General features: G+C 69.6%; 8 protein-coding genes. 3 read left to right on the top strand and 5 right to left on the bottom strand.

What is annotated here, in order from left to right; all coding sequences use genetic code 11:
- Positions 1 to 141 precede the first annotated feature (141 nt).
- From chvE to mmsB, 3 genes are all read left to right on the top strand, one after another.
- The gene (gene chvE, locus OG589_RS16780) at positions 142 to 1275 is read left to right on the top strand and encodes a multiple monosaccharide ABC transporter substrate-binding protein (protein WP_405150089.1); all 1134 of its coding nucleotides are present in this window, start codon (positions 142 to 144) and stop codon (positions 1273 to 1275) included.
- Positions 1276 to 1345: 70 nt separating this feature from the next.
- Complete coding sequence (gene mmsA / locus OG589_RS16775; protein WP_405150088.1) at positions 1346 to 2875, top strand: multiple monosaccharide ABC transporter ATP-binding protein; 1530 nt, start codon at positions 1346 to 1348, stop codon at positions 2873 to 2875.
- Positions 2876 to 2880: 5 nt separating this feature from the next.
- Positions 2881 to 4143, top strand: a complete 1263-nt coding sequence (mmsB, locus tag OG589_RS16770; protein WP_405150087.1) for a multiple monosaccharide ABC transporter permease — start codon at positions 2881 to 2883, stop codon at positions 4141 to 4143.
- Positions 4144 to 4428: 285 nt separating this feature from the next.
- Here mmsB and OG589_RS16765 read toward each other — a convergent pair whose 3' ends face one another.
- The 5 genes from OG589_RS16765 to OG589_RS16745 form a co-directional block, all read right to left on the bottom strand.
- The gene (locus tag OG589_RS16765; protein ID WP_405150085.1) at positions 4429 to 5106 is read right to left on the bottom strand and encodes a hypothetical protein; all 678 of its coding nucleotides are present in this window, start codon (positions 5104 to 5106) and stop codon (positions 4429 to 4431) included.
- Positions 5107 to 5528: 422 nt separating this feature from the next.
- Entirely contained in the window at positions 5529 to 7610 is a 2082-nt protein-coding gene (locus tag OG589_RS16760; RefSeq protein ID WP_405150084.1) for a fibronectin type III domain-containing protein, read from the bottom strand.
- Between the two features lie 318 nt (positions 7611 to 7928).
- Positions 7929 to 10094, bottom strand: a complete 2166-nt coding sequence (locus OG589_RS16755) for an ATP-dependent RecD-like DNA helicase (RefSeq protein WP_405150082.1) — start codon at positions 10092 to 10094, stop codon at positions 7929 to 7931.
- Positions 10095 to 10200: 106 nt separating this feature from the next.
- Positions 10201 to 10836 carry a GPP34 family phosphoprotein gene (locus OG589_RS16750; protein ID WP_405150080.1) on the bottom strand — a complete coding sequence of 212 codons (636 nt, stop codon included), beginning with the start codon at positions 10834 to 10836 and terminating at the stop codon, positions 10201 to 10203.
- 604 nt (positions 10837 to 11440) lie between these two features.
- Positions 11441 to 12151, bottom strand: coding sequence for a transaldolase family protein (locus OG589_RS16745; protein WP_405150078.1), 711 nt, complete (start codon positions 12149 to 12151; stop codon positions 11441 to 11443).
- Positions 12152 to 12288: the final 137 nt, after the last annotated feature.

The following is a 12288-nucleotide window of genomic DNA, read 5'->3' as shown; positions in this document are numbered from 1 at the left end:
CGGCCGGGCGCGCTCTGGGCCCGGCCCCCGGTCGCGGGCCGCCTCTGCCTCGGCCGATCCAGCGCGGGCCGCGCCCGAGGTCTCCGCCGGGCGCCCGGTTCCACCCCCGCATCGGGCCACCCCACCTCAAGGAGCAGAACGATGAGATTCGGAAGACTGGCGACGGTGGTCTCCGCCCTCGCGCTGGCCTCGGTCACGACGGCGTGCGGCTCCACGCAGAAGACCGCCGACATCCAGGCCTCGTCCGGCACGGCGGGCAACGCCGGCGCCCTGGTGGGCGTCACCATGCCGACCAAGTCGTCGGAGCGCTGGATCCACGACGGCGACAACGTCAAGGCGAGCCTTGAGAAGCTCGGCTACAAGGTCGACCTGCAGTACGCGGAGAACGACATCCCGACCCAGGTCAACCAGCTGGAGAACCAGATCACCAAGGGCGCCAAACTGCTCGTCATCGCCTCGATCGACGGCACGGCCATCACCACGCAGCTCCAGGAGGCGGCCGACAAGCACATCCCGGTCATCGCCTACGACCGGCTGATCCGCAACAGCCCGAACGTCGACTACTACGCCACCTTCGACAACTTCAAGGTCGGCGTCCAGCAGGCCACGTCGCTGCTCGTCGGCCTGAAGCTCAAGACCGCCGACGGCGCGGACGGCTCGGCCAAGGGCCCGTTCAACGTCGAGCTGTTCGCCGGCTCGCCCGACGACAACAACGCCACCTTCTTCTTCAACGGCGCGATGTCGGTGCTGCGGCCGTACATCGACAAGGGCACCCTGAAGGTCAAGAGCGGGCAGACGGACTTCAAGACCGTCGCCATCCTGCGCTGGGACCCGGCCACCGCGCAGAAGCGCATGGAGGACCTGCTGACCAAGACCTACAGCGGCGGCGCGAAGGTCGACGGCGTCCTGTCGCCGTACGACGGGCTGTCGATCGGCATCCTGTCGGCGCTCAAGAGCAACGGCTACGGCACCTCCGGCCAGCCCTACCCCATCGTGACCGGCCAGGACGCCGAGCTGGCCTCGGTGAAGTCGATCATCGCCGGTGAGCAGTACTCCACCATCTACAAGGACACCCGCCAGCTCGCGGACGTCACCGTGAAGATGGCCGACACCGTGCTCAAGGGCGGCAAGCCCGAGGTGAACAACACCAAGGACTACGACAACGGCAACAAGGTCGTCCCGTCCTACCTGCTGGAGCCGGTGATCGTCGACAAGACCAACTACCAGAAGAACCTCGTCGACACCGGCTACTACACCCAGTCGCAGCTGGGCTGACCCACCGGGGTGCGGCGCGGCGCCGACGGCGCCGCACCCCCGCCGTGACATCACGAGAGACGTGAGCGAGATGACCGACGACATTCTGCGGATGCGTGGAATCACCAAGACATTTCCCGGAGTCAAGGCACTTCAGGACGTGAGCCTGTCCGTGCGCCGAGGGGAGATCCACGCCATCTGCGGTGAGAACGGCGCGGGCAAGTCGACCCTGATGAAGGTGCTGTCGGGGGTCTACCCCCACGGCTCGTACGACGGTGAGATCTCCTTCGACGGGGAGCCGTGCCACTTCTCCGGCATCAGGGACAGCGAGCAGCGCGGGATCGTCATCATCCACCAGGAACTGGCGCTCTGCCCCCAGCTGTCGATCGCCGAGAACATCTTCCTCGGCAACGAGCGGGCCACGCGCGGCCTGATCGACTGGAACCGCACCAACCACGAGGCGCGCGAACTGCTGGAGCGGGTCGGGCTGCCGGAGAACCCCGTGACCCCGGTGGCCGACATCGGCGTCGGCAGGCAGCAGCTGGTGGAGATCGCCAAGGCGCTGTCCAAGGAGGTGCGGCTGCTGATCCTGGACGAGCCGACGGCCGCGCTCAACGACGAGGACTCCGCCCACCTGCTCGAACTGCTGCGCGGCCTGCGCGACGGCGGCATCACCTGCGTGATCATCTCGCACAAGCTGAACGAGATCGCGGCCATCGCCGACTCCATCAGCATCCTGCGCGACGGCCGCATGATCGAGACCCTCGACATGAAGGCCGGCCAGGTCACCGAGGACCGCATCATCGCGGGCATGGTGGGCCGTGACCTTTCGCACCGCTTCCCGCCGCACGAGCCGAACATCGGCGAGGAGGCGCTGCGCATCGAGGACTGGACGGTCCACAGCCCCACCCAGCGCGGCAGGGTCGTGGTCTCGGGGGCCGGCCTGACCGTGCACCGGGGCGAGATCGTCGGGCTCGCGGGCCTGATGGGCGCCGGGCGCACGGAGCTGGCCATGAGCGTCTTCGGCCGCTCCTACGGCACCGGCATCACGGGCCGTGTCTACCGGGACGGGCGCGAGGTCCAGATCCGGTCGGTGCGCGACGCCATCAGGCACGGCATCGCCTACGCCACCGAGGACCGCAAGCGCTACGGGCTGAACCTGATCGAGGACATCAAGCGCAACATCTCGGCGGCCGAGCTGTCCAAGCTGGCCCGCCGGGGGTGGGTCAACGAGAACGAGGAGTACCGGGTCGCCGAGGAGTTCCGCGGGAGCATGAACATCAAGGCGCCCAGCGTGCTCAGCGTCACCGGGAAGCTCAGCGGCGGCAACCAGCAGAAGGTCGTCCTGTCCAAGTGGATCTTCACGGACGCCGACGTGCTCATCCTGGACGAGCCGACCCGCGGCATCGACGTGGGCGCCAAGTACGAGATCTACTCGATCATCAACCGCCTGGCCGACCAGGGTAAGGCGGTCCTGGTCATCTCCTCGGAACTGCCGGAGCTGCTGGGCCTGTGCGATCGCATCTACGCGCTCTCGGCCGGCCGCGTCACCGGCGAGGTCCGCCGCGAGGACGCGACGCAGGAACGCCTGATGCACTACATGACGAAGGGACAGGAGTAGATCCGATGAGCGGCATCTCCCACGCCGGCGCCGAGGTCGTCCCGGGCGGGGACTCCGGTCCCGCGCAGCCGCCGAGCCGCGCGTCGCTGCTCGGCATCTCGCTCAACGTGCGGCAGAGCGGCATCTACATCGCGTTCGCGCTGATCGTCGTGCTGTTCTCCGTGCTGACCGACGGCGCCCTGCTGGAACCGCAGAACATCTCCAACATCATCGTCCAGAACTCCTACATCCTGATCCTCTCCATCGGCATGATCCTCATCATCATCGCCGGGCACATCGACCTGTCGGTGGGCTCGGTGGTCGCCGTCACCGGCGCCGTCGCGGCGGTGCTGATGGTCAACTACGGCGTCCCCTGGCCGCTCGCGCTGCTACTCACCCTCGTCGCGGGCGGGGTCATCGGCGCCTGGCAGGGCTTCTGGATCGCCTACTACGGCATTCCGGCGTTCATCGTCACCCTGGCCGGCATGCTGCTGTTCCGCGCCCTCACCCTCACCGTGCTGGGCAACCAGGGCATCGGCCCCTTCCCCGACCCGGTCCGCACCCTGTCCAACGGGTTCACCGACGGCTACCTCGGCAACATCGGGCTCGGCCCGCTGGGCGGTGCCGACCTGTTCAGCCTCCTGCTCGGCGTCGTCGCGGTCGCGGGCATGGTGGCGGCCCAGTGGCGCACCCGCGCCGCGCGGCTGCGCTACGGCCAGGGCGTCGACCCGCTGCCGCTCTTCCTGCTCAAGATCGTCGGTGCGGGTGCGGTGGTCATCGCCATCGTGGTGCAGCTCGCCCGCTTCAAGAACCTGCCATGGGTGCTCGTGCTGCTGGCGCTGCTGGTGCTGGGTTACTCCCTGGTCACCACCCGCGCGGTGTTCGGCAGGCGTATCTACGCCATCGGCGGCAACCTGCAGGCGGCGGTACTTTCCGGCGTCAAGGTCAAGTCGGTGGTCTTCTGGATCTTCGTCAACATGGGCGTGCTCTCGGCCCTGGCCGGCGTGATCTTCGCGGGCCGGCTCAACCAGGCGGGGCCCACGGCGGGCAACGCGTTCGAGCTGGACGCGATCGCGGCGGCGTTCATCGGCGGCGCGGCTGTACAGGGCGGCGTGGGCAAGGTGGTCGGCGCCATCACCGGCGGCCTCATCATGGGTGTGATCAACAATGGCATGTCGCTGATCGGGTCGCCCAGCGAGCGGGTCATGCTGGTCAAGGGCATCGTCCTGCTCGCCGCGGTCGCCTTCGACGTGTGGACCAAGCGCCGCGCCGGAGCGGCCCGCCGGTGAAACCCGCGCCGAGGCGCCTGACCTGCGCGCCTCGGCCGGCCCGGACCTCGAAGCGGAGCTCTCGTGGACTCCGATACACCATCACGCAGTGTCCTTGACGCCGTAACGCGGATAGACCACGCCGTTGCCGCGCCAAGAATGCGAAGTGATGGTATCGCGTTCCTATATTCATGGTCTGATTACCGGCCTTTCCTGCTTGAGGACATAGGCGGCGGCGGGCTCTTCAGGGACACCGAGGGCGTCGCGACAGGCTGGGCCGGGTCGGTGAACCCCCGCGGGCCGGGGTCACTCGTCGGACTTGAACTGGTAGGTGGCGGGAGGCGCGAACGACGGGTCCGGCTCGCCGTACACCAGGGCGATCTGCAGGTGCGGCTTCAGCACGATCGCGGCCGGGTCGCCGTCGAGCTTCTGGCCGTTCACGTAGGTGGTCAGCGTCTTGCCGTTGCCGGCCTTCAGCGTGCCGATCTGGCCGGCCTTCAGCGTGACGCCCCACTCCGTGAAGATCTGGCCGAGGGTGTAGGCCGTGCCCTTGACGTCGGTCTCGATGTGGATCACGCCGCGGGTGTCGTGGGTGTGGACGGCCGCCATCTCCTCTGACCCGGGGTCGATGCCGATGTCGGCGGCGACGGGGACCGGCTTGCCGTCGACGTAGACGTCGAGGTGGGAGTGGTAGTGCTCGGCCATGCCCATGGGCCCGAACTTCAGGCCCGCGGCCAGCACCAGCGGCTTGGGGTTCGAGGGCGCCTCCCACGGCGGGGGCCCGCCGTCCGGAGGCGGCGTGCGGTCGGCGAGGAGGCCGTATCCGAGCCCGCCCAGCGCCAGCACGGCTACGGCCGCGCCGATCACGGCCGCCGTCATGCGGCGCCGGGGCCGGGCCGGCTCCTCGGCGGGCATCTCGGCCGGCTCATCGGACGGCACCGGCGCCACGTACTCCGGGGTCTGCTTGGTCTCGTTCAGGGACATCGGCCGCCTCCACCACACCTGAATGCTTTAGCTGTACCCATGCGTCATACATTGCCGTTTTCGCGGTGGCTTCATTCACCCGCATATCCACCGCATAATCGATGGGCGCGTGAACACACCATTGCACCGGTCGAATTCCGTTGCCCGGCGAATTGAGATTACCGCGACGATCGCGCTACGGGCGGGGCGCGGCGCTGGCAGGAAGTAGCCGGATATAAAGCGTCATCGGGCGCCGAGGAGGCTCCTCCTCGCGGAGCACGCCATGCCGATCGGCAGCGGCCATGACCGGCCGGCCTCGTTTCAGCCCGCGTATCCGGTGAAGTACGGCCACAGGGCGTGCTCCAGAAAGCACGCGAGGATCTTGACGGCGGACCACCAGGCGGGCGGAGGCGCCGGGCGGGTGCCCGCCCGGCGCCTTCTGTTCAGACCAGGTCGAACTGCTCCCAGGTGCCGATCGCGGCGCGGTTGGCGATCAGCGGCTGAGCTCCGGCGTTCTCGGCGCACACGTACTGGCCGTTGGCCTGTGCCCTGAGGCTGATCGAGCCGTTCGGGTTGGTGACCAGCTGGAAGGTCTCCCACGGGCCGACCGCGGCGCGGTTGGCGATGAGCGGCTGAGCTCCGGCGTTCTCGGCGCACACGTACATGTTGTTGACCTTGGCCCGTAGCGCCACGTTGCCGTTGCCGAGGTCGACGCGCTCGAACTGCTGCCCGGCTCCGACGGACGTCCCGTTCGCGATCAGCGCCGAGCCGTTGGCGGCGGTCACGTACCGGCTGTTGGCCCTCGCGCGCAGGGCGACCACCGAGGAGGCCGGGGAGGTGGTCACGCTCACTGCGTTCGACGCGGCGGAGGTGTTGCCGGCCGCGTCACGAGCGGTGACGGTGAAGCTGTACGCCGTCGAGGGGGTCAGCCCGGTCACCGTGTACGGCGTGCCGGGGGCGGTGGCCACGACCGTGCCGCCGCGCAGCACCTGGTAGCCGGTCACTCCCACGTTGTCGGTGGAGGCCGTCCACGAGAGCGACACGGTGGTGGCCGTCTTCCCGGTCACCGTGAGGTTGCCCGGCGTGCTCGGCGGCTGCTTGTCCCCGCTGACCGTCGGTTGGGTGGGGCGGGTGGGGGTGAGGGCGATCTGGCCCTTGAGCATCCGGCCGCCGTCCCCGGTGAGGCGCAGGTAGTAGTCCGAGGAGCACTGGGTGCCGTCCTCGTCCAGGGCCAGCATGCCGGAGTTGGTGGGGACCATGGCCAGGGTCTCGGCGCTCTTGGCGATCTGGTTGCCTTCGTTGTATTCGTCGAACATGGAGATGTAGATGCCCTGGGCGCCGACGCGGACCATGTTGTAGAACTGGCGCCACATGAAGTCGCCGTGGGCGCGCTGGCGGCTCTTGACGTCGCCGGGTAGGACGCAGGGCTGGTAGTCGATGCCGTGGGCGTTGCAGTCGGCTTGGTCGGGTGCGTTGATGTTGGTGTAGAACCTGTCGGTGTCGGCGATGTTGCCGATGCGCCCGACCATCCAGGGCGAGATCATGTTGAAGGCGCGGTAGACGTCGCCGAACCCTGGGCGTGAGTCGTTGATGCCTTCGCGCCAGTAGGTGGGGACTCCGCCCATGACGTAGTAGCCCTGGTTTTTGAACCAGTTGAGGACCTCTAGGCAGGGGGCGGGGGCGAAGGGGCGTTGCGGGTCGTTGAAGCCGAAGCCCCAGATGCCGACGACGGGTTTGCCGTTCTGTTTGGCGTAGGCGGGGGAGGCTGTCATGGCCGCCATTTTGTTGGTCCAGTCGGTTTTGATCTCCGGTTGCATGTTGGTCCAGTCGGAGACGTCGTACATGATGTAGAACTTGCGGCCGTTGGCCTCGGCGGCGGAGCGGACTTTGGTCGCCATGGCGTCGCGGGTGGGGCCTTCGCCGCCCATGGGGTTGAAGCGTTGCAGGGCGGCGGTGTCGATGTTGTTCTCGCGCATCCAGCGGAAGTGGGTGTCGACGGTCTGCTGGTCGTAGGAGGAGAACAGGGTGGCCGGTTGCCCGTTGCCGAGGTTGGCGTAGGCGGTGGGGTAGGTGCGCTGGTATTCGCGCGTGTCGGGCCAGGCCACGATCGTGGTGTTGGACGGGGAGGGGGGCTGGCCCATGTTGGCGCTCCAGTGCCACCATCCGTTGATCGGTGCGGTGTCGCCCGGGCAGGCGAACCATCCCTGGTATCCCACGGTGATCTTCCCGACCACATCACCCACCGGGCTGGCCGCGCTGGCGGCGCTGGTCAGCGCGGACGCCAGCTGCGACGACGACACCGCCGCCAGAGCGGACCCGGACACCACGGAAGTCATGAACCTCCGACGCGAGACGGCCACGTGAACTCCTTCGGGTAAGAGCGACTGTTCGTGCACGCCGCGCCCGCTGGAGGAGGTGTCGGTGAGAGCCCGGACGCCCAGATCGGCGGTCGTCGCTGATCGCGATCGGAGCCGGACGGGCCGGACGGCGATGAGCGCGTGCCGCGTCAGCAGGGAGAGCTCCACGGCCCTCTCCGTGCGGATCGGGCTTCTTCGACAGAACGCCACCAGAAGACACGAAGCGGTGAATGTCATCGCCGAATTAACATCGGACCGCTTGCGAGCATCCTGACAGGATCTGACATGTGAACGCAATACTTGAATAATGCGCTGGAAACGCGTTCGGGCGTCCCGGGAGGGAATGCACAGCTCACGGCCCTGGAATGGATCGGTCCACGGTGAGGTCAGGGTCTGTCGCCGTTCGGGTGGCTCGCGCGAGTCATCGGATCTCTCCGTACCTGGCCGGACGACGTCGAAACGGATCAGGCTCAGGCAGGGGAGGGCTCAGCCGGCCATGCCCAGGGCGAGGCGGGCGGCCAGGCCGGTGTTCCTGCGGTGGCCGAGCTGCCGCACCGCCATCTCCAGCGCCTCCCGCCGGCCGACGAGCACCACCCACGACCTGGCCCTGGTGACCAGGGTGTACAGCAGCCTGCGCCGCAGCATGACCCCCTTGGCCTCGGCCACGATCGGCGCCACCACGAAGGGATACTCGCTGCCCTGGGAGCGGTGCACGCTGATCGCGTAGGCGTGGGTCAGCTCGTCCAGCTCGTCGAAGGAGTACTCGACGGTCTCGCCGTCGTCGGTGCGGATCTCGACCAGCCGCTCCTGGGCGCTCACCGCCGTGACCGTGGCGGTCTCCCCGTTGAACACGCCCTTGTCGTAGTTGTTGCGGACCGGCATGACGCGGTCGCCCGCCCTGAAGACCGACGGGCCCGACCAGTGCTCGGCCGCGCCCTCGCGCGGGGGGTTCAGCCGCTCCTGCAGCCTGCGGCCGAGCTCGGCGGTGCCCGTGGCGCCCTTGCGCATCGGGCACAGCACCTGGACCTGGTCGGCGCCGATGTTCTGCTTGCGGGGGATCGCCTCCGTGGCCAGGTGGACCACCCGCTCGGCCACCCGCTCCGGATCGTCGAGCTCCTCGAACCAGAAGCCGCCCCGGCCCGGCAGCGCCGGCAGCTCGCCCGCCCGGATGCGGTGGGCGGCCTGGACGATGCCGCTGTCGCCCGCCTGCCGGAAGACGCGGGTCAGCCGGATGCGCGGCACCTCCTCCACGCGCAGCAGGTCGGCCAGCACGCTGCCCGGGCCGATGCTGGGAAGCTGGTCGCTGTCGCCGACCAGCAGCAGGTGGCTGCCCGACGGGATCGCGGCCGTCAGCCGGGTGGCCAGCTGCAGGTCGAGCATCGAGGCCTCGTCCACCACGATGAGGTCGGCCTCCGCGGGGGACTGCTGGAACAGCGTGCCCTCCTCGGGCTCCGGCTGCCGGGCGAGCAGCCGGTGCACGGTCATCGCCGGCAGGCCGGTGAGCTCCGACAGGCGCTTGGCCGCCTTGCCCGTCGGCGCGGTCAGCGTCACCGTGCCGCCCATCGCCCGCACCGTCGCCGCGACCACCTTCAGCGTGTGGCTCTTGCCGCAGCCCGGACCGCCCGTCAGGACGCACAGAGTGCTGGTCAGGGCGAGGTTCACGGCCACCCGCTGGTCTTCGTCCAGCCCCTCGTCCTCCGCGAACGGGCGCAGCGGCAGCGTGGAGCGGGCCCGCCACAGCCTGGTCAGCTGGGCCGCCAGCCCGACCTCGCGGCCGTGCTGCTCCTTGGAGTACACCACCACCTGCCCCGGATCGGACGGAGAGGGCTCGGCGACGACCCGCCGCTCGGCCACCAGCGCGTCGACCGCCCGGTGGACCGGCTCGTCCTCCTGCTCGACCAGGCTCGCCGCCTGGGCGACGAGAACGGGCAGCGGCAGGAAGCAGTGCCCGTCGCGCGCGGCCGCGGCCTCCAGCCGGTCGAGGACCGCCGCCTCGACGCGCCGCGGGCTGTTCTCCGGCACGCCCGACCGCAGCGCGATGCGGTCGGCGGTGTGGAAGGCGATGCCCCTGACCTGGCCGATCAGCCGGTAGGGGTCGGAGACCAGGACGTCGTTCGCGTCGTCGCCGTACACCTGGTAGATCTTGGCGGCGAGCAGCGGGCTGACGCCGAAGCCCTGCAGGACGACCATCAGCGAGGCGACGGCCTTCTGCTCGGCCCATGCCTGGACGATCTGCGCCTGCCGCGCGGCGCCGATGTTGACGACCTCCGTGAGGCGCTCTGGCTCGGTGTCGATGACGGTGAGCGTCTCGTCGCCGAAATGGCTGACGATGGCGTGGGCGAGCCTCGGCCCGATGCCGCGGATCAGGCCCGAGCCGAGGTACAGCCTGATGGCGCGCACGGTGGAGGGGACCACCCGCTCGCACCGGGTGACCAGCAGGCGGGTGCCGTGGCGCGGGTGCTCGTCCCAGTCGCCGGCCAGGCGCAGCGTCTCGCCCGGCTGGACCCCGGCGAGCGCACGGCCCGAGGCGACGAACCCGCTCAGCCCCTCGGCGCTCATGCGCGCGACCGTGTACTCGTCCTCGCGGACGAACACCAGCTGCTCGACGGAGGCCTCGACCTCCGTCAGGCGCGGCTTCGCGAGCACGGTCACCGTACGCTCCCCGGGATCAGGTGCGGGTACTTCTCCGCAGGACCCTAGCGCGCGCCTGCGACAGTCCAGGACGTGTCCTCGGCCGGCGCGAGACGAGCGGGGTGGTTCACCGCCGGCTGATGACCGAGTCGCCGACGGCGGCCTCGGTCTGGGCGACGAGTTCCCGCAGGGGCAGTGGAAGGGCGGACATCGCGCCGGACAGGTACGCGGGGTCCTCTTCCCAGAGGACGAGCCGGCCGCCGCCGGTCGCGGCGAGCAGTCCGAGCAGGACGCCGTCCTGGGCGTCGAGCGGCTGGCGGCGCTGGATGGCCAGGTTGAGGCGGCCGACGGGCCACGCCGCGATGTTCGGGTCGACCGGCGCCCGCCTCCGGGTCAGCCGCCCCCTCGGCGGGCCCAGCAGCCCTTCGGCGGCCATCCGGGCCTCCACGTCGGCATGCGCCGTACGCGCGAGGAACTGCAGCCAGGTCCGGAATCGATGCGAGGGCTCCGCGACGATGTGCTCCAGGGCGCTCTGGGTGACCGCGTCGCCGGTGGGCGCCGTGTCGAGGGGGGCGAGCCGTATCTGCCCCGCCGCCAGCCCTACGGTGACCCGTCCGGCGAGCATGAGCTCGCCCACGAGGGCGGCGGCCAGCCCGAGCCCGGTCAGCCGGGGAGCCAGCCGCATTCGACCGGTTATGTCGTCGTGCATAACAAAGAACAGGTCGTTGGCCAGCCGGAGGCCTGAATGATCGACTTCAACCACGAATGGCGATCGTATAGCTGAATTATCAATTCTGTCATTACGTGAATGAAGTTCTAGTTCGAGGTCCCGGTGAGGGCCGTGGGAATTCGGCCACCCGGCCGCCTGGGACCTTCGGCGGTGGGGCGGCGAGCGGCGTGCCACCTGCTGGGGTCCGGCGAGCGGACGCGCGAATTCGGCCCGACCCAAATCCATGACCTGCACGGCGCCGAATACCTGATAGGGGGTGCCCGGCCTGGCGCCGATCCGCCAATCGACGGCCAAGAATGCGTACCTCCCGGAATGCGGACGCGCCACCGGCGCCCGGCACCGTCAAAGCGTTAAGAGGTGGTAACGAAATGAACTCAACTGTTCTTGACGAACCGAATCGACGTGCCCGCAGCCATTGTGTGCTAAGGACGGCGACGCCCTCGCCGAAGGCCGGCCCGGCCCGGGAAGGGACGCGTTCGTCCGAGCATGGGCCGCCGGAGGCGGTCACCCAAATGGGAGGTGAACGCCCTGCGGAGTGCGGACGCCGCGGCCGTACGGGGAAGCACTGCGGTAGGGGACCGGTCTCGACGGCCGATGATCGAGACCGGTTCCCCTGTTCGAGGTGGTCGGTCCTTGGTCAGTTCTGCCCTGCGGCGATGGCCTCGAACTGGTCGGCGGCGGCGACGGTGGGCTCGTCGGCCAGCAGTGCCTCGCACAGCGGGGCGCTCAGCGCGAAGTCGGGTACGCCCGCGGCGGCAAGCGCCGCGACGTCCTCCCGGGAGCGCAGGCTCGCCGCGAGCACCCGCGTCCCCGGCCCGGACAGGGTCCCCGGCTCCGGCACTTCCCGCGTCCCCGGCCCGGTCAGCTCCCGGGTGCGCGGTTCCGACAGGATTCGGTGCATCAGGATGGTCTCGGCGACGCCGTCGTGGCCCTGGTCCGTCATGCGGCCGACGTACGGGGCGATGAAGCGCGCGCCGGCGGCGTCCGCGAGCAGCGCCTGGGTCGCGTGGTGGACGGCGGTGACCAGTACGGGCACGTCCTCGTCCGCCAGGACGCGCGCGGCGGTCAGTCCCTCCCGCGTGGCGGGGATCTTCACGACCGCCTCCGGTCCGAGGCCCCGGATCCGCCTGCCCGCGGTGACGATCTCCCCGGCGGTGGTGCCCAGCGTCTGCATGAAGACCTGCCTGGCACCCGCGCCCGTCGCCCAGGCGAAGACGGCGGGAAGGTCGGCCTGGGTCAGCCCGGCGCGGGCGAGCAGCGCCGGGTTGGTGGTGACGCCGGCGAACAGGCCGGTGGCCAGCAGGGGCTCGACGGCCGAGCGCTCCGCGGAGTCGACGTAGAGGGTCATGGGTCCATTCCTTTGCACGGATCGGTGGACGGTTGGTGCGCGAATCGGACGGGTGGATGCGCGGGGGTTGACGGTGGATCCGCGGACGGTCGGTGCGCGATTCTGTGGAGGAGGCCGCGCGATTCTGGAGGGGGTTG

It is taken from the genome of Sphaerisporangium sp. NBC_01403 (genome assembly GCF_045040145.1).
Taxonomy (GTDB): Bacteria; Actinomycetota; Actinomycetes; order Streptosporangiales; family Streptosporangiaceae; genus Sphaerisporangium; species Sphaerisporangium viridialbum.
Note: the sequence above shows the minus strand (reverse complement) of the source record. Positions and strands in the feature narration are given on the sequence as shown.